Source organism: Rhizobium sp. EC-SD404, assembly GCF_902498825.1.
Lineage (GTDB): Bacteria > Pseudomonadota > Alphaproteobacteria > Rhizobiales > Rhizobiaceae > Georhizobium.
Window position 1 is genome coordinate 1616588 of the sequence record NZ_LR701459.1, and the last position, 25896, is coordinate 1642483.

The 25896-nt window shown below is 62.1% G+C and carries 31 protein-coding genes; 20 read left to right on the forward strand and 11 right to left on the reverse strand.

The window, feature by feature from the left end; all coding sequences use genetic code 11:
- Window positions 1-142: 142 nt before the first annotated feature.
- Complete coding sequence (locus GC125_RS08560; protein ID WP_126011030.1) at window positions 143-493, reverse strand: hypothetical protein; 351 nt, start codon at window positions 491-493, stop codon at window positions 143-145.
- Window positions 494-657: 164 nt separating this feature from the next.
- On the opposite strand from GC125_RS08560, the gene GC125_RS08565 reads away from it, so the two are divergent.
- Entirely contained in the window at window positions 658-2244 is a 1587-nt protein-coding gene (locus tag GC125_RS08565; protein WP_151985302.1) for a helicase HerA-like C-terminal domain-containing protein, read from the forward strand.
- 61 nt (window positions 2245-2305) lie between these two features.
- On the opposite strand, the gene GC125_RS08570 is transcribed toward GC125_RS08565, so the two are convergent.
- Both GC125_RS08570 and GC125_RS08575 read right to left on the reverse strand, forming a co-directional pair.
- On the reverse strand, window positions 2306-2974 hold the full coding sequence (locus tag GC125_RS08570) for a L,D-transpeptidase (protein ID WP_286165429.1): 669 nt from the start codon (window positions 2972-2974) through the stop codon (window positions 2306-2308).
- 266 nt (window positions 2975-3240) lie between these two features.
- Entirely contained in the window at window positions 3241-3891 is a 651-nt protein-coding gene (locus tag GC125_RS08575) for a haloacid dehalogenase type II (protein WP_151985303.1), read from the reverse strand.
- Between the two features lie 158 nt (window positions 3892-4049).
- Here GC125_RS08575 and GC125_RS08580 point away from each other — a divergent pair, with 158 nt between their 5' ends.
- The 4 genes from GC125_RS08580 to GC125_RS08595 all read left to right on the forward strand — a co-directional run bounded on the left by GC125_RS08580 (window position 4050) and on the right by GC125_RS08595 (window position 7243).
- The gene (locus GC125_RS08580) at window positions 4050-4925 is read left to right on the forward strand and encodes a branched-chain amino acid aminotransferase (protein ID WP_151985304.1); all 876 of its coding nucleotides are present in this window, start codon (window positions 4050-4052) and stop codon (window positions 4923-4925) included.
- Between the two features lie 127 nt (window positions 4926-5052).
- Window positions 5053-5655 carry a superoxide dismutase gene (locus GC125_RS08585; RefSeq protein WP_151987704.1) on the forward strand — a complete coding sequence of 201 codons (603 nt, stop codon included), beginning with the start codon at window positions 5053-5055 and terminating at the stop codon, window positions 5653-5655.
- Between the two features lie 152 nt (window positions 5656-5807).
- Window positions 5808-6263 carry a c-type cytochrome gene (locus tag GC125_RS08590; RefSeq protein WP_151985305.1) on the forward strand — a complete coding sequence of 152 codons (456 nt, stop codon included), beginning with the start codon at window positions 5808-5810 and terminating at the stop codon, window positions 6261-6263.
- Window positions 6264-6337: 74 nt separating this feature from the next.
- Window positions 6338-7243, forward strand: coding sequence for a c-type cytochrome (locus GC125_RS08595; protein ID WP_151985306.1), 906 nt, complete (start codon window positions 6338-6340; stop codon window positions 7241-7243).
- Window positions 7244-7270: 27 nt separating this feature from the next.
- Here GC125_RS08595 and GC125_RS08600 read toward each other — a convergent pair whose 3' ends face one another.
- A complete protein-coding gene (locus tag GC125_RS08600) occupies window positions 7271-7615 on the reverse strand; it encodes a hypothetical protein (protein ID WP_151985307.1) in 345 nt (114 codons plus the stop codon).
- 103 nt (window positions 7616-7718) lie between these two features.
- Entirely contained in the window at window positions 7719-9815 is a 2097-nt protein-coding gene (locus GC125_RS08605; protein ID WP_151985308.1) for a S9 family peptidase, read from the reverse strand.
- Window positions 9816-9981: 166 nt separating this feature from the next.
- On the opposite strand from GC125_RS08605, the gene GC125_RS19980 reads away from it, so the two are divergent.
- Window positions 9982-10155: a hypothetical protein gene (locus GC125_RS19980; protein ID WP_199864518.1), complete on the forward strand. Its 174-nt coding sequence runs from the start codon at window positions 9982-9984 to the stop codon at window positions 10153-10155.
- Between the two features lie 6 nt (window positions 10156-10161).
- Here the strand turns inward: GC125_RS19980 and msrB are convergent, their stop codons facing one another.
- Complete coding sequence (gene msrB / locus GC125_RS08610) at window positions 10162-10575, reverse strand: peptide-methionine (R)-S-oxide reductase MsrB (RefSeq protein ID WP_151985309.1); 414 nt, start codon at window positions 10573-10575, stop codon at window positions 10162-10164.
- A 231-nt stretch (window positions 10576-10806) separates the two neighbouring features.
- Here msrB and GC125_RS08615 point away from each other — a divergent pair, with 231 nt between their 5' ends.
- From GC125_RS08615 to GC125_RS08660, 10 genes are all read left to right on the forward strand, one after another.
- A complete protein-coding gene (locus tag GC125_RS08615) occupies window positions 10807-13182 on the forward strand; it encodes a putative monovalent cation/H+ antiporter subunit A (protein ID WP_151985310.1) in 2376 nt (791 codons plus the stop codon).
- Window position 13183: 1 nt separating this feature from the next.
- Window positions 13184-13603 (forward strand): Na(+)/H(+) antiporter subunit B, encoded by a 420-nt coding sequence (locus tag GC125_RS08620; protein WP_151985311.1) that lies wholly within the window; start codon window positions 13184-13186, stop codon window positions 13601-13603.
- The gene (locus GC125_RS08625; protein WP_151985312.1) at window positions 13603-13980 is read left to right on the forward strand and encodes a Na+/H+ antiporter subunit C; all 378 of its coding nucleotides are present in this window, start codon (window positions 13603-13605) and stop codon (window positions 13978-13980) included. Before GC125_RS08620 ends, GC125_RS08625 begins: the two co-directional genes overlap by 1 nt.
- Window positions 13981-13998: 18 nt before the next feature.
- Entirely contained in the window at window positions 13999-15567 is a 1569-nt protein-coding gene (locus GC125_RS08630; RefSeq protein ID WP_151985313.1) for a Na+/H+ antiporter subunit D, read from the forward strand.
- Complete coding sequence (locus GC125_RS08635) at window positions 15564-16037, forward strand: Na+/H+ antiporter subunit E (protein ID WP_151985314.1); 474 nt, start codon at window positions 15564-15566, stop codon at window positions 16035-16037. Before GC125_RS08630 ends, GC125_RS08635 begins: the two co-directional genes overlap by 4 nt.
- A 14-nt stretch (window positions 16038-16051) precedes the next feature.
- Window positions 16052-16381, forward strand: coding sequence for a cation:proton antiporter (locus GC125_RS08640; RefSeq protein ID WP_151987706.1), 330 nt, complete (start codon window positions 16052-16054; stop codon window positions 16379-16381).
- Window positions 16378-16737 (forward strand): monovalent cation/H(+) antiporter subunit G, encoded by a 360-nt coding sequence (gene mnhG, locus GC125_RS08645; protein ID WP_151985315.1) that lies wholly within the window; start codon window positions 16378-16380, stop codon window positions 16735-16737. The genes GC125_RS08640 and mnhG overlap by 4 nt, the downstream gene beginning before the upstream one ends.
- A gap of 306 nt (window positions 16738-17043) precedes the next feature.
- Window positions 17044-17472, forward strand: coding sequence for a Ros/MucR family transcriptional regulator (locus GC125_RS08650; RefSeq protein WP_151985316.1), 429 nt, complete (start codon window positions 17044-17046; stop codon window positions 17470-17472).
- Between the two features lie 211 nt (window positions 17473-17683).
- Window positions 17684-18115 carry a helix-turn-helix domain-containing protein gene (locus tag GC125_RS20240; RefSeq protein ID WP_286165431.1) on the forward strand — a complete coding sequence of 144 codons (432 nt, stop codon included), beginning with the start codon at window positions 17684-17686 and terminating at the stop codon, window positions 18113-18115.
- Window positions 18116-18185: 70 nt separating this feature from the next.
- On the forward strand, window positions 18186-18869 hold the full coding sequence (locus tag GC125_RS08660) for a DUF6456 domain-containing protein (protein WP_151985317.1): 684 nt from the start codon (window positions 18186-18188) through the stop codon (window positions 18867-18869).
- 6 nt (window positions 18870-18875) lie between these two features.
- Here the strand turns inward: GC125_RS08660 and GC125_RS08665 are convergent, their stop codons facing one another.
- Complete coding sequence (locus GC125_RS08665) at window positions 18876-19295, reverse strand: SufE family protein (RefSeq protein WP_151987708.1); 420 nt, start codon at window positions 19293-19295, stop codon at window positions 18876-18878.
- Between the two features lie 78 nt (window positions 19296-19373).
- Window positions 19374-19799, reverse strand: coding sequence for a DUF5330 domain-containing protein (locus GC125_RS08670; protein ID WP_151985318.1), 426 nt, complete (start codon window positions 19797-19799; stop codon window positions 19374-19376).
- Between the two features lie 471 nt (window positions 19800-20270).
- Between GC125_RS08670 and GC125_RS08675 the strand changes: the two genes are divergently transcribed.
- From GC125_RS08675 to GC125_RS08685, 3 genes are read left to right on the forward strand one after another with little or no spacing between them, the layout of a single operon-like run.
- Entirely contained in the window at window positions 20271-21905 is a 1635-nt protein-coding gene (locus tag GC125_RS08675) for a sensor histidine kinase (RefSeq protein ID WP_199864519.1), read from the forward strand.
- Window positions 21865-22971 carry a peptidoglycan-binding domain-containing protein gene (locus GC125_RS08680; RefSeq protein ID WP_151985320.1) on the forward strand — a complete coding sequence of 369 codons (1107 nt, stop codon included), beginning with the start codon at window positions 21865-21867 and terminating at the stop codon, window positions 22969-22971. The genes GC125_RS08675 and GC125_RS08680 overlap by 41 nt, the downstream gene beginning before the upstream one ends.
- A gap of 9 nt (window positions 22972-22980) precedes the next feature.
- Window positions 22981-23325 (forward strand): DUF1491 family protein, encoded by a 345-nt coding sequence (locus tag GC125_RS08685; protein ID WP_151987710.1) that lies wholly within the window; start codon window positions 22981-22983, stop codon window positions 23323-23325.
- On the opposite strand, the gene GC125_RS08690 is transcribed toward GC125_RS08685, so the two are convergent.
- Window positions 23312-24340 (reverse strand): DUF2336 domain-containing protein, encoded by a 1029-nt coding sequence (locus GC125_RS08690; RefSeq protein ID WP_151985321.1) that lies wholly within the window; start codon window positions 24338-24340, stop codon window positions 23312-23314. The two genes, GC125_RS08685 and GC125_RS08690, sit on opposite strands and share 14 nt — an antisense overlap.
- Window positions 24341-24545: 205 nt before the next feature.
- On the opposite strand from GC125_RS08690, the gene GC125_RS08695 reads away from it, so the two are divergent.
- A complete protein-coding gene (locus tag GC125_RS08695; protein ID WP_151985322.1) occupies window positions 24546-24728 on the forward strand; it encodes a hypothetical protein in 183 nt (60 codons plus the stop codon).
- 7 nt (window positions 24729-24735) lie between these two features.
- Here GC125_RS08695 and GC125_RS08700 read toward each other — a convergent pair whose 3' ends face one another.
- Entirely contained in the window at window positions 24736-25293 is a 558-nt protein-coding gene (locus GC125_RS08700) for a DUF1254 domain-containing protein (RefSeq protein WP_151985323.1), read from the reverse strand.
- Entirely contained in the window at window positions 25286-25882 is a 597-nt protein-coding gene (locus GC125_RS08705; RefSeq protein ID WP_151985324.1) for a DUF1214 domain-containing protein, read from the reverse strand. The genes GC125_RS08700 and GC125_RS08705 overlap by 8 nt, the downstream gene beginning before the upstream one ends.
- Between the last annotated feature and the right edge of the window lie 14 nt (window positions 25883-25896).

Below are 25896 nucleotides of genomic sequence, written 5' to 3' on the forward strand. Positions count from 1 at the left end.
GGCGGACAATATGGGGCCGGCGACGGCCGTGCAACGCGACGGAAGAACAAGAGGCCGGCCGGAGCGGCCTTCCCAATAAAAATTCAGGCTCAGGTCGTGGACGATGCCCGGACCTGAGCCTGCCGTGATCTGGGCGTTTGGCTCAGACGAACTGGCTGAGGCCGGGGATGGAGGCGACGACCTGATCGACCGTCTCTTCGCCCACATGCTGCTTGGCGAAGGCCACCGTCTCGCGGGCGACGCCGGAGATTTCGCCCATGCCGAGGCCGGCCGACATCAACTGCTGGCCGAGACCCATGACGCCACCGCCGGTGGCTTCGCCGCCATGCTCAGCGACCGCTTCCGGGCCACCGGGGATGCCTTCGACCATCTTTGCCGCCGGGCCGTCGGCGCCTTCGCGCTGCAGGAAACCGAGGATGAGGCCGACGGCCTTGCGGGCAGTTGCATCGTCGATGCCGACATTGGCTGTGATGCGGGAAATCAGTTCGTCCATCTTCTGGCTCCTTCTCCCTTGGATGACGTGTACGTCAACGTCATATGGGCGTTCCCTTGCAATCGCAAGGTCTCGCGCGACGCCGTCTGAATCAGCTTTTGCAAATGGATCAGCTTTGCGCAACATACGATCACAGGCGTTCTTCGAGGGGATGACAAGGCCACATGCTGCAGAATGGAAAGCTGTTTATCGGAACCAGCCGTGATCCCGGCGATGCCAACAAGAAGGGCGAGTATCTCGATCTCAAATTCGCCAATCGCCACGGTCTGATCACCGGCGCGACGGGAACGGGCAAGACAGTTACTCTGCAGATTTTGGCGGAAGCGTTTTCCGAAGCGGGCGTTCCCGTATTCTGCTCCGACGTGAAGGGCGATTTGGCCGGCCTCGCCATGGCAGGCGTGAGCAAGGATTTTCTGGAGGAACGCGCGCAGAAGATCGGTCTCGCTCCCTACGAATACCGGGCAACACCGACGGTCTTCTGGGATCTATTCGGCGAGAAGGGGCACCGCGTCCGCACCACCATGACCGAGATGGGTCCGCTGCTGCTGTCGCGTATGATGGACGCGTCGGAAGCGCAGGAAGGGGTGTTGAACATCGCTTTCAAGATCGCCGACGAGCATGGCTTGCCGATCCTGGATCTGAAGGATCTGCGAAGCCTGCTCACCTATATGAGCGAGCAGTCGAGCGCTCTTTCTGCGATTTACGGCAATATCTCGCCGCAGTCGGTGGGCGCGATTCAGCGCGGACTTCTGGTTCTGGAACAGCAGGGGGCCGAGCAGTTCTTCGGAGAACCCGCGCTCAGGATCGAAGATCTGATGCGCACGACCGTAGACGGTCGCGGCATCGTCAATGTGCTCGCAGCCGACCGGCTGATGATGAACCCAAGGCTCTACGCGACATTCCTGCTGTGGCTGCTCTCGGAACTGTTCGAGGAGCTGCCCGAAGTGGGCGATCCGGAAAAGCCGAAGCTCGTCTTCTTCTTCGACGAGGCGCATCTTCTGTTCTCCGAGGCGCCGCGCGTGCTTCTGGAGCGGGTCGAGCAGGTCGTTCGCTTGATCCGCTCAAAGGGCGTCGGCGTCTATTTCGTGACGCAGAACCCGCTCGATGTGCCGGAGACGGTTCTGGCGCAGCTCGGCAACCGCATTCAGCACGCGCTGCGCGCATACACGCCGCGCGAGCAAAAGGCCGTAAAGGTCGCAGCGGAGACGTTCCGACAGAACCCAGAGTTCGATTGTTTCGAGGCGATCACCCAGCTGGGCACCGGCGAAGCGCTGGTCTCCACGCTCGAAGCGAAAGGCGCGCCATCCATGGTGGAGCGCACGCTGATCCGTCCGCCGTCATCACGGCTCGGACCGATCGACGACGCCGAGCGGCGCGCAGTGATGGCCGCTTCGCCGGTCGCGGGGCTCTATGATCGCGATCTGGACAGTGAATCGGCCAATGAAATCCTGACGGCGCGCGCGGCACAGGTGGCGGCGGCGGAAGAAGAGCGGCGGCGCAAGGAGGCCGAAGCCGAGACCGAAGTTCCAGAATCGCGACGCTGGACTTTGCCGGGCTTCGGCGACAACGAAGCCGATGACTACGACACCCGTGGCCGAAAGACATCGGGACGACGGGCTGCGCCGCGATCGGGTTACCAGCGGCAAACAGTGACCGAAACGGTCGTGAAGACGGTGGCGCGGACGGCGGCGAACCAGATCGGCCGCGCTCTGGTGCGCGGAATCCTCGGCAGCCTCAAGCGCGGTCTTTGAAAAGACAAAGGCCGGGCGGAGCAGAGCTCGACCCGGCCTTTCGATTCTATCGCGATAACGTTCAGGCGACGGTTGGTGCCACCATGCGGGGCAGGTTGCCCGTCACGAGGATCGGCGTTCCGTTCGGCACGCGATCGTGCAGGTCGATGACGTCCTGGTTGAGCATGCGCACGCAACCGGACGACACGGACTTGCCGATCGTCCACCATTCCGGCGACCCGTGGATACGGTAGATCGTATCGACGCCGTTCTGGAAGATGTAGAGAGCGCGGGCGCCGAGCGGGTTGTCGAGGCCTGGATCCATGCCGCCATTGGCGATGGAGTAGGGCTGAAGTTCCGGCTGACGGGCGACCATCTCATCCGGCGGTGTCCAGCGCGGCCATGCGCGCTTGTACTGGACGACGGCACGGCCCTGCCAGGCGAAGCCTTCGCGGCCAAGGCCGACGCCGTAGCGCATCGCTTCACCGTTCTCGCGCGTCAGGTAGAGGAAGTGGTTGTTGGTATCGACGACGATCGTGCCCGGGCGCTCGCCGGTCGGATCCTGGACGAGCTGGCGCAGATAGACCGGATCCATTTGTTCGACCGGAATGGCGGGAAGCGGGAACTGCTCCTGCGGCATCGGCGCGTACATGGACGCGAAGGGGCTCATGCTGGGCGGAATGCCTGCCCCGCGATCAAGCGGCGAACGATAGAGGGGGTTTGTCTCGGCATTGAACATGGCCGTGGACATGCCCGTGGTGCAGCCGCCCAAAGCGAGCAGGGACGCCGCCCCTCCGCCGAGAAAGGCGCGGCGAGCGAGTATGCTTGGGTCTCGTCGCTCACGGACTGAGTTGGAATTTTGCATCATGTGTCCCGCTGTTAGAAAACGTTATCGAAATGACATGACGACCGATTTGTTCCCGCATTGTGTCGGAGTGCGGGCAAGATGTTGCCCAAATGTAACAGCAGCACGCGACATCACTCCCATTCACTGCGATGTGATGTCTGCCACGCCAATCAGAGCCCGGAAAGGCTGGGCAGGATCAAAGATGGCGCAAGATCAGCGTACTCGTCCGGTGCCTTGCTGCGATTGATCCAGACCGGCCGAAAGCCGAACTTTGCGGCGCCTGCGATGTCCCATCGATTGGACGATTGGAACGAGATCGCCTCCGGATATGCCCGGTAGTTTGTGGTGACGAGCTCGTAGACCTCGGGTGCGGTCTTAAAGATGCGCAGCGCATCGACGGAAAAGATGTCGTCGATGATGTCGTTCAACGCGGCATTGCGGACGGCCGATTCGAGCATTGCCGGCGACCCGTTGGAGAGGATCGCAACTTTTGCGCCGCGTGCCTTGAGTGCCTTCAGCACACCGGGCACTTCCGGGTAGCAATCGAGCTTGAAATAGGCGTCGAGCAGGGTGGCCCGCACGGAACGATCGACGTCCGGCATCGAGGCAAGGGCGAAGTCGAGCGCTTCCTCCGTCAATTGCCAGAAGTCCCGGTAGGCGCCCATCAGGCTGCGGACCCAGGAATACTCCAGCTGCTTGGCGCGCCACAACTGCGAGAGTGCCGGACCCTGAGGCCCTATGGCCGTGGCATGGCGGCGAACGGTAGCGTGCACGTCAAACAGAGTGCCATAGGCGTCGAATACATAGGCGGCATGGGTCATCGAAAACTCCTGCAACCGCTTCTTGAGAGTGCGAAACGATTATCGAAACGCGGTATCACGCGGCGTCGGGCGATGGAATGCAAGACCATGCTTTGGCCATCGGTTGCCGTAGCGGCGACCCGGCGCTAAGCAGGCTGTACAGCGAGGAGATACCGACGATGACCGTAGACACGAGAGCACAATCGACCACCTGGACTTATGTTGACGGCGACTGGCACGAGGGCAATCCGCCTCTGATCGGTCCGCGATCACATGCCATGTGGCTCGGATCGACGGTGTTCGACGGTGCGCGCTGGTTCGATGGCGTCGCGCCGGATCTCGATCTGCATTGCCAGCGCGTGAACGCATCGGCGAGTGCGCTGGGCATGATCCCGACCGAAGAGGCAGCCGCCATCGAAGGGCTGGCCAAGGACGGCCTCAAGAAGTTCGATGGCAAGACGGCCGTCTACATCCGGCCGATGTATTGGGCCGAGCATGGCGGCTATATGGGCGTGCCGGCCCAGGCGGAATCGACGCGCTTCGCGCTCTGCCTCTACGAATCGCCGATGATCGCGCCGAGCGGCTTTTCTGTGGGCGTATCGCCCTTCCGCCGCCCAACCATCGAGACGATGCCGACCAATGCGAAGGCTGGCTGCCTCTATCCGAACAATGCGCGTGCGATCCTCGATGCGCAGCGGCGCGGCTTCGATAACGCGCTCGTCCTGGACATGCTCGGCAATGTCGCGGAGACCGGGACATCGAACATCTTCATGGCGAAGGACGGCGTTGTCTTTACGCCGGCGCCCAACGGCACGTTCCTCAGCGGCATCACGCGCGCACGTGCGATCAAGCTGCTGCGCGACGCGGGCTTGGAGGTTGTCGAGAAGAGCCTGCGCGTCACCGACTTTCTCGATGCAGACGAAGTGTTCTCGACCGGCAATCATTCCAAGGTGGTGCCGGTGACCCGGGTCGAGGACCGCGAAATGCAGGCCGGCCCGATCGCGGCGAAGCTTCGCTCGCTTTACCTCGACTGGGCCCGCAACTTTCCGGTCTGACGCCGAGCAAGCGAGGCCCCTCGCAAGGAACAAATAGGTGAGCGGCACCGTTGCCGGTCCGAGCCCCGGCGCCTATGTAGCGATGGGACTGAAATTTAGAAATCTCTATATTCGAAAGGAGAGCGATATGGCTTTCGAACTTCCGGACCTGCCGTATGCCTACGACGCGCTGCAGCCCTACATGTCGAAGGAGACGCTCGAGTATCACCACGACAAGCATCACAATGCTTACGTGACGACGGGCAACAAGCTTCTTGAAGGCTCGGGCCTCGAAGGTCAGAGCCTCGAAGACGTGGTGAAGGGTTCCTACGGCAAGAACCAGGCGCTCTTCAACAATGCAGGCCAGCACTACAATCACAAGCACTTCTGGAACTGGATGAAGCCGAATGGCGGCGGCAAGAGCCTGCCCGGCGATCTGCAGAAGGCGATCGACAGCGACCTCGGCGGTTACGACAAGTTCCGTGAGGACTTCATCGCTGCCGGCACCGGCCAGTTCGGCTCGGGCTGGGCATGGATTGCCGTCAAGAACGGCAAGCTGGAAATCATGAAGACGCCGAACGGCGAAAATCCGCTGGTCCATGGCGCCACGCCGATCCTCGGCGTCGATGTATGGGAGCATTCCTATTACATCGACTATCGCAACGCGCGGCCGAAGTACCTCGAAGCCTTCGTCGATAATCTCGTGAATTGGGAATATGTCGACGAGCTTTATCAGGGCGCGCGTGGCTGAAGTCACGCCGGTCACACGCTTATGTGATCCAAACCCCGGTCATACAGGCCGGGGTTTTTGTTGTGTCGTCACAACCCCATGACCAAGATGCGGTTGTCACGCAGACCGCGGCCGCACGTGCCAGTTCTCGCAAAAAGCAACGGAGATCGACGATGAAGTCCAGATTAGCCATCGCAGCAGCACTGCTTTCCATTTCGGCGGCCCTGATCCATCCCGCACTGTCGCAGGACGGCGTGCCACAGGAAGTTCGTCAGGACCTGATGGATGAAGTCGGCGACGCGACGGGCGTGATGGGCAACATGGTTCGAGGCCGGACAGACTATGATCCGGCAGCCGTTGCAGCGGCGCTGCAGACGATTTCGGAGAACACGGCGCTCTTCGTCGACTACTTCCCCGAAGGTTCGGAGCCGGGCTACGAAACCGAGGCGCTTCCGGCCATCTGGGAGAACAAGGCCGATTTCGAGCGGCTCGCCGAAGAGATGTCGACCAAGGCCGCAGAACTTGCCGCCGCGGTTCCGGCTGACCTTGCCTCGTTCCAGCCAGCCTTCCAGGACTTTACGCGCGGGTGCGGCGCATGCCACGAAGACTACCGCCAATCTGACGACTAGCGCCGCACAAGGCGGCACCATCACCGTCGCGCCGGCCTTCGTGCCGGCTCGACGGACAGGAAAGTGGAAAGAGCATGCTGACACGCATCGTGGTCGCGTTGGTCATTCTGGCAGCAGCCCTGGGCACGACGCTCTGGGCCATTGCCGCGCCGGACAGGCTGCCTGAGACGGCGTTCGAAGCCTTGGGCGAGCCGGATCTCGCCAATGGCGAGCTGATTTTCAACGCAGGCAACTGCGCCTCATGTCACGGGGCGTCCGAAGAGAGCGAGGCAGACGACGCAGCTGTCGTTCTGACAGGCGGGCATGCCATCGAAAGCGATTTCGGGACTTTCCACGTTCCGAACATTTCCAGCGGTCCGGAAGGTATCGGCGACTGGAGCTTCGAGAATTTCGCCAATGCGATGCTGCGCGGCGTGGCGCCCGACGGCAGCAACTACTATCCCGCTTTCCCTTATGCATCCTATTCCATGATGGACATCGGCGACGTCAACGACCTTTGGGGCTACCTCCGGACGTTGCCGGCCAGCGACAACGAAGCGCCGCCCCATGAGGTGAGCTTCCCGTTCAACGTCAATCGCGCGATCGGAATCTGGAAATATCTCTACATGCCGGATGGCGCCTATGTGTCGATCGATCCGAACGACATGGTGCTGCGGCGTGGCCAATACCTTGTGGAAGCTGTCGGCCATTGCGGTGAATGCCACACGCCGCGCGACATGCTGGGTGGACTGGAAGCTGATCAATGGCTCGCGGGTGCACCCAATCCGAGCGGGCAGGGCACCATCCCGAACATCACCCCGGCGGGAAGCGTAGCGGATTGGTCGGCGGACGATCTCGCCTACTTCTTCGAATCGGGCTTCACGCCCGATTTCGACAGTGTCGGTGGCTCGATGGTTGCCGTCCAGCGCGGGCTCGCCACGCTGCCGGCTTCAGACCGGGAAGCGATCTCCGCTTATCTCAAAGCCATTCCCGAGCATTGATGCCGAGCCGGCCGCATCCTTGTGCGGTCAGGCCGTATAGGAGCGGCACCACCGGTTGAACACGATGTGGGCGGAACTCTGGGCTGCATAGAGCCAGGCCTCGCATTCGGCTTCGGTGCGGAAGCAATGCGCGTCGGTATATTGGCTGATGCCGTCGTCCCCCGTGAACGCGCTCTCTTGAGCACCTCGCACGAAGCCCTGCCAGTAACTGCCGCCCTGTTGCTGCAGAACGTTGCAGTTGGCGCCGGATGGGCCGCCGAAAAACCCTTGGGCGGCTGCCTGGGGAAGGGGCACAGCCGCCATCGAGGCGGCCGCAAGGCCAAGAATGGCCAGCGCCACGCGCGCGGTCTTCCACATGCGATGATCAATCATCGGATCTCTCCTCTGGGTCCTGCGCACTCCAGCCTTCTATATGGCGGAGCAGACGGAACAGGGAAATGGGTCGTCACGGCGATGTGACCGCGACGCACCCCGTTCAGGCGGCCTTGCCGACGACCTTGAGCGCGAACGCATATTCATGCGCGATCTCTTCGAGCCGCTGGAAGCGACCGGATGCGCCGGCATGCCCCGCATCCATATTCGTCTTGAAAAGGATCGGGCCACCGCCGGTCATCGTCTCGCGCATGCGGGCGACCCATTTGGCCGGCTCCCAATAGGTGACGCGCGGATCGGTCAGTCCGGCGATCGCAAAGATCGGCGGATAGGTCGTCGCCGTCACGTTCTCGTAGGGCGCATAGGAGGCGATCAGATCATAGGCGTCCTTGGATGCGATCGGGTTGCCCCATTCGGGCCATTCCGGCGGGGTGAGCGGCAGGGTGTCGTCGAGCATCGTGTTCAGCACATCGACGAATGGCACGGCCGCGATGATGCCGCCGAACTTCTCCGGCGCCATGTTGACGACAGCGCCCATCAGCATGCCGCCGGCCGACCCGCCCTGCGCGACGATCTTCGAGTGGCTGGTGAACCCATCCGCGACGAGATGATCTGCCGCTGCGATGAAATCGGTGAAGGTGTTGAGCTTATGCTCGCGCCGGCCCTTGTCGTACCAACCGAAGCCCTTGTCCTTGCCGCCGCGGATATGGGCGATCGCGTAGACGAAGCCGCGGTCGACCAGCGACAGGCAGTTCGTGTTGAAGGACGCAGGAATGGTGATGCCGTAGGAGCCGTAGCCGTAGAGAAGGCACGGCGCACTGCCATCGAGCGGCGTATCCTTGTGATAGATCAGGCTGACCGGGACCGTTTCCCCATCGGCCGCAGGCGCCATGACGCGGCGCGTCACATAGTCGTCCGGGTTGTGGCCGGACGGGACTTCCTGTGTCTTCAATAACGTCCGCTCACGCGTGCGCATGTCGTAATCAAAGAGCTGCGACGGCGTCGTCATGGACGAATAGCTGAAGCGGATGATGTCGGTGTCGTATTCGAGCGAGCCTTGCAGGCCGAGCGAATAGGCCTCCTCGTCGAAGGCGATCGCGTGCTCCTCGCCGGTCTCACGGTCGCGCACGATGATGCGGGGCAGCGAGTTTTCCCGCTCCAGCCAGACGAGAAAACGGGAAAACGCCATATGCGCAAGGATGAGCCGGCCCGGCTTGTGGCCGACCACTTCACGCCAGTTGGCGCGTTCCGGCTGATGGACCGGCGCCTCGACGATCTTGAAATCCTCGGCCCCATCCGCGTTTGTGAGAATGAAGAAAACATCGCCACCTTCGGTAAGGTCGTATTCGATGCCGGTTTCGCGCGGCGCGACGAGCTTCGGCTCGGCAAACGGATCGTTGGCCGGTAAGAGGCGGAATTCCGACGTCTCGTGGTCGTGGATGTCGATGAAAATGAAATCGTCGAGGCGCGAGCCTCCGACGCCCATGAAGAAGCCCGTATCGGTCTCCTCGTAGATCAGGCGATCGTCAGCGACTGGCGTACCGAGGCGATGGAAGAAGATCTTTGAAGGACGATGGTTTTCGTCAAGCCGCGTGTAGAAGAAGCCCGAGCCATCGGCGCACCAGGAGCCACCGCCGCCGGTGTTCTCGACGATGTCTTCGAGATCCTGCCCCGAGGCGAGATCGCGCACCTTGACGGTGTAGAACTCCGAGCCCTTGTCGTCGTAGCCCCAGATGGTGCGGGAATGGTCTGGGCTGTGGCTTGATCCGGCAAGGCGGAAATAGTCCCGTCCTTGCGCCTCCGCGTCGCCGTCGAGAATGATTTCCCGGCCGCTTCCGTCGCGCGCTTCACGAAAATACCGCGGTTGCTCGCCGCCCGTCACGAATTCGGTACCGTAAGCAAAGGCGCCGTCCGGCGACGGCACGGAGGAATCGTCCTCCTTGATCCGCGCCTTCATTTCCTTGAACAGCTCGTCGCGAAGCACCGCTGTGTCGGCGAGAGCTGCGCGCTGGTAGGCGTTTTCGGCCTCCAGATGCTGCCGAATCTCAGGCTCCAGCGTCTCGGGGCGCTTGAACATCTCCTGCCAGTTGGCGGTTCTCAGCCACGCATAATCATCGGTTCGGGTCACGCCATGGCGCGTATCCGAAATCGGACGTCGTTCCGCGCGAGGGGCTTGTGGAAGATCCTTAAAGGCGGTCAATTCAATTACTCCTGCTGAAGCAGTCCTGTTAGGATTGGAAAAGCGTTTGCGCAACGACCGGAGATGAACCCGAGATGAACAGCTCCATCAGCGAAGGTTCAGCGCGCCGCATCGACAGTGGTGGCGCTGGCATGCGATTCCGATCGAGCAACGAGGGGTAGGACAGATGCGCTGGATTTTCGTCTCGGTTTGGCTCGGCGGATTGATCGCGGCTGTTCTCGCCGTTGCGGCTGTTCCGGACCGGACAAGTTCCGGCGTCGTCGATATCCAGCGATTGTCGCCAAACAGTCCGGAACACACCAGGCTCGAAAGGGATGGTGAGCGTACGTTCTGGCGCTAGCGCCCGTCAGGCCTTGTCGGGATCGAACGTCATCGCCACGCCATTCATGCAATAGCGCAGGCCCGTCGGGCGCGGCCCGTCCGGGAAGACGTGTCCAAGATGCGCATCGCAGTCGGCACACCGGATCTCGGTTCTCGTCATGAACCACGACCGGTCCTTGTGCTCGCTTACCGCTTCGGGCTCGACAGGCTCGTAGAAGCTCGGCCAGCCGGTACCCGATTCGAATTTCGTCTCCGACCGGAACAGCGGCTTGTCGCAACAGATGCAGCGGTACATGCCCGGAGCCTTCTGATCCCAGTTCGGACCCGTAAAGGCGCGCTCGGTTCCATGCTTGCGCGTGACCTGGAATTGCTCGGGCGTCAGCTGCTCCCGCCATTGTTCTTCGGACTTTTCGACTTTCAATGTCTTGGTGTCGCTCATGTGATGACCATTTGCTTGCGTCGGTGCTCTTCTGATGACAGGTAGTGATCCGACGCCGCAAGACAATGTCCGCGCGTTTGCAGACCGCGTCGACCGACTAATGTCTACTGTTGTCAACAATGCCGATCATGCACTTGCATGAGTTGGCGCCTCAAATTAAGTAGGCCCGCACGTTTTCGCCGCAATCCTTGCGGCGGCATTCCTGCACGATAACAAGGTTCGGGAGAGACCATGGGTGCCGAAGGGGCAGGCACAACGCTGGTGATGATGCTGCTGCCGTTCATCGCAGCGCTTTTCGCACCTTTGCTGGTGGGTCGACTGCAGCAGAATGCCGCCTGGGTTTTGGCAGCCGCACCTGCCGCGATTTTCATCTACATGCTGGCGCATCTCGGAGCTGTGAGCGAAGGCGCGACGATCTCTGGCGGTTTTGCCTGGATTCCAAGCATTGGCGTCGATTTTTCCTGGTACATCGATGGATTGTCGCTCACCTTCGCGCTGCTGATCACCGGCATCGGCACGCTGATCGTCATTTATTCGGGCGGCTATCTGAAGGGTCATCCGCAGCTCGGACGCTTCCTGTCGTTTATTCTCCTCTTCATGGGAGCGATGCTGGGCCTTGTCCTGTCGGACAACTTCCTCACGCTGTTTGTGTATTGGGAGCTGACGTCGATCACGTCCTTCCTGCTGATCGGCTTCGATCACACCCGTGAAGCTTCACGCCGCGCTGCTCTGCAGGCGCTGATCGTGACCGGCGGAGGCGGGCTCCTGCTTTTGGCCGGCTTGCTTCTCGTCTGGAACGTCACCGGCATCGGATCCATGTCGGAACTGCTCGCTTCCGGCGACGTCATGCGGGACAGCCCGTACTATCTGGCGGCGCTGATTCTCGTGCTTGGTGGCGCATTTACGAAATCGGCGCAATTTCCGCTGCATTTCTGGCTGCCGAACGCCATGGAGGCGCCGACGCCCGTTTCGGCCTATCTGCATTCGGCAACGATGGTGAAGGCCGGCGTATACCTGCTGATGCGGCTCAATCCCGCATTCGGTGACACGGCAGCGTGGGAAACGATCCTGCCCGTCTTCGGTGGCACGACACTGATCGTCGGCACGCTGCTGGCCGTGCGGCAGACCGATCTGAAGCTGATGCTCGCCTACACGACGGTGTCCTCATTGGGTTTGCTGGTGATGCTGACCGGCTTCGGCGGCGAGCACGCGATCGAGGCGGCCGTGCTCTATCTCGTGGCGCACTCGCTGTTCAAAGGCTGCCTGTTCATGGTGGCCGGCACGATCGACCACGAGGCGGGCACACGCGACGTCACGAAGCTTGGTGGCCTGCGCACCGCAATGCCCATCACCTTTGCAGCCGCGCTCGCGGCAGCGATTTCGATGGCTGGCTTGCCGCCATTTTTCGGATTTCTGGCCAAGGAAGAAATCTATTACGCGCTTTGGGACACGAACTCCTGGGCACTGGCTTTCACGCTGGTCGCGATCGTCGGCAATGCGCTGATGCTGGTCATCGGCTTTGCCGTTGCCTTGAAGCCGTTTATCGGCACGCCGGTGCAGACGCCCAAGCACGCGCATGAAGGGCCGATGATGTTGTGGCTCGGTCCGGTGGTGCTTGCCTCGGCCGGTCTTCTGGCTGCGCTCTTGTCGGTCTTCTTCCACGCCCGTATCTCGACGCCGATGGCCTCCGCCGTTGCCGGGGAGGCGACGCCGGTTTCTATTTCCCTGATCCCTTCGATCGGCATGCCGCTTCTGTTGTCGATCGTCACCGTCGCGGTGGGGATCGGCGCCTATCTCGCGGTCGACAGGCTGCGGGCCGTCATAGCCAGCGCTCTCGCGGCCATCGGGTGGGGACCGGACCGTGGCTTCGACCAATTCATGCGCGGCCTCGTCCGCTTCTCGTTTCGCGTGACGGCGCTTCTGCAGCCCGGACGGCTCGACTTCTACGTGAAGGTGACGTTCGTCTTCATCGCGCTCGCACTTCTCGTGCCGATGGTGATGTTCGACGAGTTGCCGCAATGGCCGACCTGGCCGAGCGACGCGCGCTTCCACGAACTGGCCATCATCGGTATCGGCATTCTCGGTCTTTTCGCTGTGTTGGTCGCCAAGGACCGGGTGACGGCGATCGTCTCCCTCGGGATCCAGGGATTTGCGGTTGCGCTGATCTTCATGCTTTTCGGCGCCCCGGATCTCTCCTTCACCCAGTTCATGGTCGAGACCTTGTCGGTCGTGATTCTGGCCCTGGTGATGACGCGGCTCCGGCTGAATGCCTCCGACTACCGCCCGACCGGCGAACGCATCGTCGGCGGTGCGATCGCGATCGCGGGCGGACTGGCTTTTACGCTGTATCTGCTGAAGGTCACGCAGGGCACGCTCGATATGCGGCTGACGGAGTTCTTCAACGAATTCTCGCGCCCGGTCGCACACGGCGCCAACATCGTGAACGTGATTCTGGTCGACTTCCGCGGCACGGATACGCTGGGCGAAATCGCGGTGGTGACGATCGCGGGTCTTGCCATCCTGGCGCTGCTGCGCGTGCGCACGCGCCGCCGGCCGCGGCCGGTGAACACGCCGATCGCACCCCGCACGGCCGAAGGCGAGGCGTGACATGCGCACACTGATCTTCCGAACTGTCGCGCCTTACCTGGCCACGCTCATGATCGTCTTTTCGATCTTCGTGCTCCTACGCGGCCATAACGAACCCGGCGGCGGCTTCATCGGCGGCCTGATTGCCGCCTCTGCCCTCGCGATTTACGGCATCGCTTCGGGCGTGGCGCCGGTTCGCCGCGCGATCCACTTTCACCCGATGAACATTGCCGCCTTCGGCGTTGTGCTCGGCGCGGCCGCCGGTTTCGTCTCGATTTTCGTCGGGGTGCCGTTCATGACCGGCCTCTGGATTTACCCGGTCTTCTTCGGCGTTGAAATTCCGTTGTCCACGGTCCTGTTCTTCGACATCGGCGTTTATTTTGCGGTTGTCGGCACGATCGGTTCGATTGCTCTCGCTCTGGAAGAAAGGGACGAGATCTGATGGAACCGGTTCTCGCGATTTTCGTCGGACTGCTGTTCGCGACCGCCATCTACCTGATGACGTCGCGCCACACGATCCGCATTCTGATGGGCGTAGCGGTGCTCGGCAACGGCGTGAACCTCCTGATTTTCACGTCAGGCCGGCTGACGCGGGACGTGCCGCCGATCATTCCCGCCGGCCTCGACGCGCCGTTGATTCCGATCGCCAATCCGCTTCCGCAAGCGCTGATCTTGACGGCGATCGTCATCTCATTCTCGTTTTTCGCCTTTCTGCTGGTGCTGGGCTTTCGCGCATACCAGGAACTGGGCACCGACGATTCCCGCGACATGCGTCTGGCCGAACCCGCGGACGACCCGTTGCCGCCGCTGGGCTACTAGCAAGGACGACTGATCAAGATGGCCGGACCTTCCGAGGTAGCAATCGATTATTCCCGCGCATTCGTGATGGAAGCGCCGGCGCTGGCCGACTGGCTGGTTATCGCGCCGGTGCCGTACTGTCTGATTGCCGGTGCCCTGCTGATGATGGTGCGCAAGAACGCCAAGCTGCAGGCCAAGGCTGCGATCATCGGACTGATCGGCCTGTTCGTGATGTGTGCCGCATTGCTGGCGCATGTGCTGGACAACGGGCCGGTGACCATGACCATGGGACGCTGGCTGCCGCCGTTCGGCATTTCGTTCACTGTCGATGTCTTGGGCGCAATCCTCGCGGTCACGGCTTCGATCGTGGCGGTCGCCTGCGCGATCTACGCCGCCGAAGATGTAGACACGACCGGCCGCCGCTACGGCTTCTTCTCGTTCCTGTTCCTGATGATGGCCGGCGTGATCGGCGCCTTCGTCACCGGCGACATCTTCAACCTCTATGTCTGGTTCGAGGTTCTGCTGATCGCTTCGTTCGGTCTGCAGGTGCTGGGGTCGGACGATCGCCAGATGGATGGCGCCACGAAATACGCCTTCTTGAACCTGATCGCGACGACCATGTTCCTGGTCGCGACCGGCTACCTCTACGGTGTCTTCGGCACGCTCAACATGGCCGATATCGCCCTGCAGGCGCGCGACGTCGACGACGCTCGGCCGCTTTATACGCTCGCGGCGCTCTACTTGTTCGCGTTTGGCATGAAGGCGGCTGCTTTTCCGGTGAGCTTCTGGCTTCCGGCGTCCTACCACACTCCGAAAGTCGTCGTGTCCGCGCTCTTTGCCGGCCTGCTGACGAAGGTCGGCATTTATGCGCTGGCGCGCACGTTGCTGATGCTGTTCCCCGAGCAGCGCGACGCGTTTGCAGACGTGATCGCCTGGGCCGCGATACTGACGATGCTGCTGGGCGCGTTCGGCGCGCTCGCACAGACCGACTATCTGCGCCTGCTCGGCTATCTGGTCGTCTCCGGGATCGGCATTATGCTGGCAGGGATTGCGGTTGCTACCGCCGAGGCGGTGTCTGCAGCGATCTTCTATGCGCTTCACTCGATGGTCGTCATGACGGCGCTCTACGTGGCATCGGGCGTCGCGGCCCGCATCGGCAAATCCTTCTCGATGAATGAGCTTGGCGGCCTTTACCGAAGCAACGTGCTCTTTGCAGCGATGTCGCTGATCCTGTTTTTCTCCGTCTCCGGCTTGCCGCCCTTCAGCGGCTTCTGGCCGAAGGCCATGCTGGTACGGGCGTCGCTGGACACCGGGGCGAGCGGTCTTGCGACGATCATTCTTCTGACCGGCTTCCTGACGACCATTGCCGTCGGCCGCGTTTGGGCTCACGCCTATTGGAAGCCGGTATCCGAAAACGCAGGCGTGCCGGGATCGACGCACATCAAGATGACGTCGCTCCTGCCGCTTTTCGGTCTCGTCGCCCTGACGGTCGGCTTCGGTTTGTTTCCCGAGACGCTTCTGCAACTGAGCGACAGTGCGGCAGCCGGTCTGCTTGATCCGACGGACTACATCCAATCGGTCTTTCCTGCGGAAGGAGCCGTGAATTGAAGCTGTTTCTCGCCAATATTCTGCTGGCATTCGCCTGGGGTGCCGTATCCGGCTCTCTATCGGAACTGAACCTGGCCTTCGGCTTCGTGCTCGGCTTTCTGGCACTAATGCTCATCCGCGAGCAGGTCGGCTCCTTGAGCTACGTGACGAGGGTGAAGCGCATCCTCGCCCTGCTCGCGCTGTTTTTGAAAGAGCTTGCGCTGTCGGCCTGGAAAGTGGCCGTGCTGGTCGCTTCACCGAAGTTGGACGTGAAGCCAGGTATTCTGGCGCTGCCGCTCGATGTCGATCGTGACGGCGAAATAACGCTGCTGGCCAACCTGATTACGTTGACGCCCGGCACGCTTTCGATCGATGTTTCGGACGACCACAAGACGCTCTTCATCCACGCAATCGATTGCTCCGATCCCGATGGCATCAGGCGCGACATCAAGGAAGGGTTCGAGCGGCGCATCATGGAGGCGTTCCGGTGACAGAACTCGGCCCCATCCTCGAAGCGTCTCTGACCTCTGCCTTCGTCATCCTGAGTATAGCGCTGCTCCTGTGCGTCTACCGCGTGATCAAGGGACCAACGCTGCCCGACCGGGTCGTGGCACTCGATATGCTGGTCGCCGTCGCGATCGGCCTGATCGCCGCGATCGGCATCCATACTGGCTTTACGCTCTATGTCGACATCGCGATCGCCCTGGCGCTCGTCGGTTTTCTGGCGACCGTCGCATTCGCTCGATTCATCCTCGTCAATGCCGAACGCGGCAACAGCCAATCCGATGGCATTGATAGTTCCGAGCGACCTGCGGTCGAGGAGAGCGCGTCATGACCCTCGTCATCGAATTGTTGACCGCTGCACTGGTCGTCGTTGGAGCCATCTTTTCGCTGCTGGCGGCCATCGGCATCGTACGCCTGCCAGACGTCTATTCGCGCATGCACGCCGCGTCCAAAGCGGGGACAGTGGGCTCCGGCCTCTTGCTTATCGCGCTCGGCATCCACGCGCTGGATGGCGGGACTTTCATGCGCGCGATCGCCGGCGTGGTTTTTCTGCTTCTGACTGCGCCGATCTCCGCGCATCTTCTGGCACGTGCCGCTTATGCAGCGGGTTATCCACTGTCGTCGCTCACCGTGCTGAACGAAATGCCGGTCGAGCCCGGATCGGCTTCAGGGCCTCGGTCCGAGTGACCGGTCGACGGTGATCGCCTGTCATTATGGGTAGGCCCCGCTCGCTGCACCACCGGCGCTGGATACGCTCCGTTCGTCATCCGTCCCAATTTCTCGGTGCTCGACGGATGTAGAGTCTTACAGAGCAGTACAACTCAGGCGCGCCTAGTATCCTTTTTGTAACGATTTGAAACTTGAATGGTCGATGAAATATTCATTGGACCTGAAAAATATCCAATTTTCCACTTTATCTTTCTGTTATAATATGAAAAACAACGATGAATCACCGAATTGAATGAGTTTTGGATAGAGGTTTTGGGGCAGTCGATGGAAGAGACGCGTGAGATGGACAATAAAGAACTGATCGTGGAACTTACGGCCGAGGTCGTAGCTGCCTATGTCAGCAACAATGTCGTGCCCGTCGGCGAATTGTCTGCCTTGATTGCTGATGTGCATCACGCCTTGGGCAACATGACAGTGCGACAGGAAGCTGTTGTTGTCGAAAAGCCCAAGCCTGCCGTGCCGATCAAGCGCTCCGTCCAGGACGATCAGATCACATGTCTCGAATGCGGCCTGAAGTTCAAGTCGCTGAAGCGGCACCTGATGACCCACCACACGCTGAGCCCGGAAGAGTATCGCGAGAAGTGGGATCTGACCGCCGACTATCCAATGGTAGCACCTGCCTATGCGGAAGCGCGCTCGCGCCTCGCCAAGGAGATGGGCCTCGGCCAGAAGCGCAAGCGCCGCGGAAAGTAATCTCAGGCCTCACGGCCTCGCCGAATCAAGCCCAGTCGGATATCCGACTGGGCTTTTTTTGTTTCCGGAGCGGGGAAAATAATCCGCCTAGTAGAGGCCGCCTAAGAGCGCGAAGTGGCCATGCGCACCTTCTCTTCACATTTACGCTGAGTCACTTGTCCCCGGACCGCGTGTAGGACTAAGAATATAATCCTATATGCAGGAGACGAGCATGCCGCCCCAGACTTTGACCGTACCGACAAGTGAACGCATCCGGCCAAGCGTATCGCAGCCGAATTTTTCCTCGGATCGAAACGTCCGCCTTGTAGACCAGTGCCGGGCGATCCAGGCGGTGGTGGACGAAATGGATGCACTGGTTTCCGGCGCGCAGACACCGAAGAAAGACGGCAGGCGACAAAGGGCGGCGTCGCGCCGCGCGATTGTTCAGCGACGGCAGATCGCGATGTATGTCTCGCATGTGGTGCTGTGCTATTCGCTGACCGACCTCGGTTTGGCATTTGGGCGGGACCGGACCACGGTCAGCCATGCGTGCCACGTTGTCGAGGACCGGAGAGACGATCCGGCGTTCGATCGCTTCATCGCTTCCATCGAGCGCGTTGCGGCTGCCGTCTTCCAGCGAGACGGGGGCGCCTGTGGCTTCTAAGGCTTCAGCGAAAGGCGATCTGGCACAGCGAACGCTGAGGCTCGTGCGCTTTTGCGCAGGCGGTGCAACGATGGAGACGACGCCGGACGCGATCGTTCTTAAGGCGCCCGATGGCAGAACATCGCGTGTGGCGTCGAAGCTGCTATCTGCGGCGCTGAGGGCAGGGCTGATCGTGCGTGAGACGGATGGCTTACGCACCAGCGACGCAGGCTTGAGTTTCGCGCGGCGGGCCCTGGCCGGCGCCGGTGTCGATGGCGGGAATATTGGCTTCCAGAGCCAGCACGGGCAGATCGAGGCGGAAACGGTCTTGGTGAACGGACAGAGAGCCGTCGTCTCGCGCAACCTGTCGGAATCGCCGCTGGCGATGATCGCGCGCATGAAGGGCAGGGACGGTCAGGCATTTCTGAGTGGAGGACAGCGCGAGGCGGGTGAGCGGCTTTCGCGAGACTTCGTGCGCGGGCAAATGCAGCCGCGTATCTCCGCGAACTGGGAGGCGAGCGTCGCAAGTAACTCGGGACGCTCGGCCAATGGCGCGGCCGACATTTCGGATACGGCGATGGCGGCTCGTCAACGCATCGACAGGGCGGTGCAGGCCATCGGACCGGAGCTTTCCGGCGTCGTCCTGGATGTCTGCTGCTTCGAGAAGGGGTTGGAACTGGTGGAACGCGAACGCCAATGGCCTGCGCGGTCGGCGAAGATCATGCTCCGGTCCGGCCTCTCGGCACTGAGCCGGCACTATGGCTTCACGCGGTGATAGGTTTCAGGCGGCAGCGCGTTCGGCTTCACCCTTGATGCGCGCGACCATGGAGCGCAACCCGTTGGCGCGCTGCTGCGACAGGTGCTCGACCAGCCCTAGCTCATCGAAAAGGTGTGACGCGTCGAAAGCTTCGATTTCGGAAGCTTTCCGGCCGGAGAAGGCACTAAGCGCGATTGCGACGAGGCCTTTGACGATATGGGCATCCGAATCGCCGCGGAAATGCAGCACCGGATCGCCTTCGGGCCCATCGCGACGCGATACTAGCCAGACTTGGCTGGCGCAGCCTTGCACCTTGTTCTGGTCGACACGCTCCTCGTCGGCAAGCGGATCGAGCGTTCGGCCGAGTTCGATCACGTAGCGATAGCGATCTTCCCAGTCGTCGAGAAAGGCAAAATCGTCCTTGATCTGCTGCAGCGGCGTCATGATCGGTCCCATTTCCCAATTGTCCTGCCGGATATAGGCGACGGGCGCCCGAAAATCACGGGGAAAGGGCGGGCAATTTCAGTCGAGCGGCTGTGGGGCGGTGTAGGGCTTGACGGTAAGCGGCATCACAACCGCGGCCTGGTCGGGCGTGGAGCCGCCTAGAGACGGTGCGGCGTCGGAGGCTGCCTCAAGAACGGTGCCGGTCGCGAGCGGGTCTGCGGTGCCACTGCCATCACCAAGCGCGGTGTCGAGATACTGGTAGGCGATGCGTGCCCCGTCGCGAGCCCGAAGACCAAGGGCGTTCAAAGTCTCGCCGCCAGTGACGCAGACATCGGGATGGCGTTCGCACATGGAGCGGATATCCTCAATGGCGACACCCAGTGCGAAGATCGTTTCGCCGACGGCCACCGGTTGTTCATTGGCGCCTGTATCTCCGCTTTCCAGAAGCGGGAGGCTAAGCAACACAACCGAAAACCAGAATGCCCCTTTGAGCAGAAATCCCATCGTTTTAGCCTTCCCGCATTTTTCGATCCGGGTTTCTGAACCGTCCCGATATCGCTTGTTGAGAAGCACCATAGCGCAAAGGTTCAAATGCGCGTTTGAGCCACGCCGCCGAATTTGATTCAAATTTTATCGATCGGCAGAAACGCGAACGTGGTGAGTCGGGTCGGGGGCAATTGTATCAAATGCCCGGATTATCTGGCTCTCGACGCCGGGGAATCATGGCCGAAGATAGGGCGAGGCCAAGATATCGGGGGCGATTGCGAGACCAAGCGTTAACCATACCGACGGTTCTACGGGACAGTGTCCCGCAATTCCGGGGAATAGACGGCTTTCGTCCAAACCGCTGCCTTTCCGCTTATCCATTCCTTAAGGGCGGGGGTGCAACCTCGGCCTCAAGACGATGAGATTTTTGTAACGAGTTCGGACCCGTCGGTGACATTCTGGAACGCTATGCATAGCAAGGTCGCGACCATGATCGGTCGTGCCGCCAGCGCCTGCATCAACGAAGCCCTCAACGAGGGGCCGGAGATGGATGCGCAGGTGAGGATGATGCGCGTGCTGTTGACCAGCGCGCTTGCAGCGCCGCTCCTGCTTCTGCCGCTGGTCGCAATCGTGGCGGCGCCTGCCGCGGCCTTGCCGGCCGCCATCATCGCATCCGCCATTCTTCTGAGCGCCGCAGCGATGCTGGGCGTGACCGGCTCGCGGCGTCTCGGCGCGGCGACACTGGGTGCGCTGGTCGCGGGTGCAGCGCTCGCCGTCGTTCTGATCGACACGAGCGGCAACGACCTGAGCGTCGTCGCCTGCGCGCTGTTGGGCGCAATGCTTCCCGTCTTGGTCCTGGGCTTCAAGAAGGTCGATGGCTCGTCGCAGGAGCAGGAGATCGCTCCAGCCGACGACTTCGCGCTGGCGGCACACATGTCGGGATTCGTCGCTCTGCTTGACGAACAGGGCGGTGTGCTACGCGCCGGCGGCCACGAACTGGCCGATTTCGCGGAATGGATCGACACCAACCGTCCGCGTGGCCTGATCGAGCGCATTCATGTTTCGGACCGACTGCCGTTCATGCAGGCGCTCGATCGTATCCGTCTCGGCGGTGCGCGCGAACGCCTGATGGTGCGGCTGCACCGCGCTGCGATGGACCGGCAGTTCGTCCACGTCTCGATCGATCTTTCGCCCCGCCTTCTGGCGACAGGCGAGGTCGGCGATATCATCGCCCACATGCGGATCGTCGACGAAGAGATCGAACTGCGCGCCGAGTGCACGCGGCTGGTGGAACTCGCCGAGCAGGCAGAGGGCGAGAAGACCCGCTTCCTCGCGGCCGTCAGCCACGAGATGCGCACGCCGCTCAACGCCGTCATCGGCTTCTCCGAAATTCTGGCACGCGAATATTTCGCACCGCTCGCCGATGAGCGTCAGCGGGAATATGTCGGCCTGATCAAGCGGTCAGGCGAGCATCTCCTCTCGCTCGTCAACACGATGCTCGACATGAGCAAGATCGAGAACGGGCGCTATCGGCTCATCCAGGAGGATTTTGATGTCGCCGCCGCCGTCGACGACTGCGTGAAGATGCTGGGTCTGGAAGCGGAAGACAAAGGCCTCACGCTGACGGCGCGTGCCCGTCGCGCTGGCCTGTTGAACGCCGACCAGCGCGCCGTGCAGCAGATCCTGATCAACCTCATCGGCAATGCCATCAAGTTCACCGAGCCCGGCGGCGTCATCACGGTCGATGCGACGCGCAGCGGCGCGATGATCCGGCTCACCGTTTCCGACACCGGCATCGGCATGCCTCCGGAAATCCTGAGCAGGGTGGGTGAGCCTTTCGTGCAGGGCGACGAGGGCTATGCCCGACGCCACCAAGGCACAGGGCTCGGCCTTTGCCTTGTGAAGGGGCTCGCAAGCCTTCATGGTGGGCGGGTCGTGATCGACAGCGCGATCGGCCGGGGTACTGCCGTGACCGTGGAACTTCCGGCCGAAGGGGTGGACAGCACCGAGCGACAGGCAGACAACGGCGCGCGTATGGTGGAGTTTCCACCGCGACTGAACACGAGGGAGAAGAAGACAATCAATGCCGGCAAAGTCCTTGAAACGACCGCGAAAACAGCCTGAACCCCGCCGCAAGGCGCGGCGCTCTCCTGGTTTTGCGTCGAGGACTTTCGACGCAGCCGGGCGGATCATCGCGCGCCATCCGTCGCTTGCCGCCGGTGGCGTCGTCTTTGCCGTTGTCTTCAGCTTCGTGACCGCAAACGCCATATGGTATCAGCCCGGCGGGCACCCTTCACCGCTCATGTCGACCAGGACAGGCATCGCGCCGGGACCGGCACCGCTGATGACGGCCGACGAGGTTCAGCCTCGCCAGATCGAACAGGCTGGGCGCGACAATGGGGCATCCGAAACCGCGACGGCGTCTGACGACGGCGTGGATACGATCGAGGACATCCTGACGCCGGTGCCTTCGAGGCGCGTCCAGAGCATCGTCATCGAACGCCCGGAAGACCGGGACATGGCGACCGCCAGCATTCCGCCCGAAGCCGCAACGACGGTCGACGACATTGTCCGACCGGCTGCATCGCAGGCCACGACCGATCGGGCACTCATCGGAGAAATTCAGGCGGAGCTTTCGCGGCTCGGCCATTATGACGGGGCCGTCGACGGACTGACCGGACCCCAGACGCGGGCGGCGCTTGCCGCATTCGGCGCTGCCTCAGGCTCGGAAGGGCTCGGCTTGACCGCAAGTACGCTGCAGCGCTTGAAGGCGGCCCAGCGTGCCGCACCGCCCGTGGCGCAACCGCAAGCGCGGTCGGAAACGCGACCCGATGCGCGCCCTGAAGCTCGGCCTGAGACGGCGACTGTTCAGCGGGCCAGCGTCTCTCCGAACGAAAGTGTGGCGTTGACGCCGCCTGCAGGGCTCGGCGCGCGCGACAGCGGCGACTATTATACGCCGCCGGCCGAAATCCCCGCGGCCGGTGGATCGGCCTCCGGAGACATGGAGACGGTTCGCCGGATCCAGCAGGGACTGGTCAACATCGCCTATGCCGATGTTGCTGTCGACGGGATGCTGGGCAGCCAGACGCGGCAGGCGATCCGCGAGTTCCAAGGCGATTACCGCCTGCCGACGACGGGCCAGCCCGATCAGGCGGTTCTCGACAAGCTCCGGGAAATCGGGGCTTTCTGACGCCCCATGATGCGTCTCAGAAGCGATATTTTCGTCTCGGCACTGATCCGCCGCGTGTTCTCAGACGGTGGCTTTGCTGCGGTGGAGGCGAGCGGGTCGCCGGAAGCCGGGGCGATCTTCGTGCGATGCCGCTACCGCGACGGTACCGAAAGCCTGTTCGGACCGGCACCACAGTCCATCTTCGAAGATGGCGAGGCAGCCGGGGACCGGTTGTTCGAGATGCGGTTGGAGAAAGCAGAGAACGAGCAGGTTCAGGCCCTGCTGGCCAAGGAGCGTCGTTTCGACAGCGATCTTTGGATCGTGGAAATCGAGGCGGACGATCCGCTGCGCTATCTCGGCGTCAGGCCCGCTTGAGCGGCACGCCCCGCTTGACGGCGTTTCGCTTGGGCGACTGATCCGCGCGCACGTCACGACGAACGCTGTCTGCAACGACGGGCTGATGCGTTGCGCGCCTGGAAATCCAATCTGCGCGCTGCCAGGCGGTGACCCTCTCGACGCATTCGACGAATGAACAGGAGCGCAGGAGCTGGAGCGAGCGGCGCTCGCCGTCCTGTCCGTCTGCCAGATGAGGGAAGAACCGCTCCAGGGCAGCGATGATCATCGTGTAGCGCAGGCCGAGGGCGAGGAGCGTCTGCGCAAGCTGGGCGCCCGACACGTCCATCATGATGCGCTCTGCGAGATCGAAGCGCGATGCCAGTGCATCGGCGAGCGCCGTGGCGAAATAGATCGTATCGCCTTCCTCGACATGCCTGATGAGGCGGGTTTCCACGTCTGGTGCAATTCGGGCCGGCAAGGCTGGCGGGTCTGCGTAGTCCGGCTTGTTGCGCATGACGATCGACCGAAGCTTGTTGCGGATGTCTTCTTCGCGGGCCTGCCGTTCGACTGTTGCCGCCGCGCGGGTTTCGGGCTCGGCCACTGGAGCCGACGTGCCGCGAAGTGAAAGCGTCCGCTCGACGGCCGGATGGGCAATGGCGGACAGTGCGGCGAGCAGTTGCGGCGATACCGATCGCCGGCGAGCGACGGCGCGGGCATGTGCCACGCCGTGCTTCTGGACCGCTTCGATAAGCATGGAATCGTCGATGGCGCTCGAGTGCACGATGAACGGGGCGGCGACGCCGACCGGTTGATCCAAAATGAGACGGCCGACGGCTTCGGGCATGATCGGCGCGCGCGACAGCGCTGCAGCCGCCGTGCGCTTGGCTTCTTCCGATGCGGCCTGGAAGAGGGGGACGAACAGATCGGCGAATTGCTTGAGATCGCGCTTGCTTGGATCGGGCATGGCCTCAAAGCTGGCAACCGTCGCCAAGAGCACCGCATCCTTGCGGCCGGCTCGCCCTGAGAGTTCGAGATCACGAAAACGATCGGACACGTGAACCAGCACCTACGCAATACTAAAAGTGATGAACCGAGACTAAACAGAAAGGCTTAGCAAGGTGTTAACCATCTGATGGCTGAATGGCGCAATGGACTGTGGGCACGGGCTTTTAAGCGATGATTCGCAAGCCGCCGCGCGCGGCAGATCCTGGGTGAAAACGTTCAGCGTTCATCCGTTTGGGCAACTGACGGAGAATGGCATGGCAGCGATAATTTCATTGAGAGACACGGATCGACGGCAGAAGGGCGCAAAGCGTCCGGAGCCATGCGGCAGTGCAACGATCCTGATGTTCACGGGCGTGCGGATCGACCGTTCCGGCAAAGACCTGCCGGTCGTGCAGGCAGCACGCGAAAAGGCAGATGAACCGCGCGGCGAGCGTTAGGTCTCGATCAGCGCAGCGGTTCCTCGCGGCAGGTGGCCGACGACAGGAACTCGTTGGCCTGGGCCTGCATGGTCTGGTCGGGAACGACCGTGCGCAGCAGCACGTAACCATCGGTAACATCGGTTTCGACGAGAACGCTGCCCGCTAGATTGGGCGGCAGGCCTTCGCGCAGCCGGATCATTTGCAAAGGATTGGCGAGCGTCACGTTCATGCCGCGCTCCTCCGATGTCCGGTCATTCATGCTGAACAGCTCGTTGGAACGCCTGTCGAAGACCGCGAGCGACCAGAAGGGCACAGCGCCATCGGCCTGAAGATGGATCGGCGCGTCGGCGAGCACGAAGCGGCAGAGATAGGTCGTCGAATAGGGCGTGTCGGACACGAGGTCCGTCGACGCCACCTGGCCGGTGAGCGCAGACGCGGGCAGGAAGCGATCATTCTCCGGCAGGGACGATACGCGCGAAAAGACGTCATCACTCGCAAAGAACGGCAGGGTGAGGATGATCACGATATGCAGGACGAGAGCGCCGACGAGACCCGCAAGAATGGCGAAGACGAGATTACGCATCGGCGCAATCCTGACGCTCGATCTCCGGCATCTCCAGATCGATGAGCCCGAAATTGCCTGCGGCCGGCGTGTCGAACAGCAGGAATTCGATGCCGAACGGGCCGTCTCCCGACATGAAGAGCCAATTGCCCGAGCGCGCTTCCGCTCCCAGCCCGATTTCGAACGCGCCATCGGGCCCGCGCAGAACGCTCGCCGAATGCATGGCGCGCGAAAATGGCGGGTCGGCGTGCGTGATCTCGCCGGACAGTCCTGTCAGGCGCATAATCCAGACGCGGCTTGCGGGGACCTGGCCCCCGACGACATAGGCGCAGGAAGCCAGAAGCGGCGCGCCGGAGGAGTCGGTCGTCGCCCGGAAGACGAGGCCTTCTGCCTGCCCGAGGCCAGAGCCATCGCCGAGCGCACGCCTTGCCTTGTCATAGGGATTGGCGCCCGCCGTCTGCGCCAACGGGTTCGCGACCCACGGCCCGATCTCCAGGACGTCGAAGGGGTCTTCGGCATCAAGCGCGATCTTGGTGGCGGCCACGCCTCCGCTGAACGCGATGGCGAGAGAGAGGCCGATGAAAAAGGGGATACGCAGCGCACCGATCATGGACGCTGTCCTGA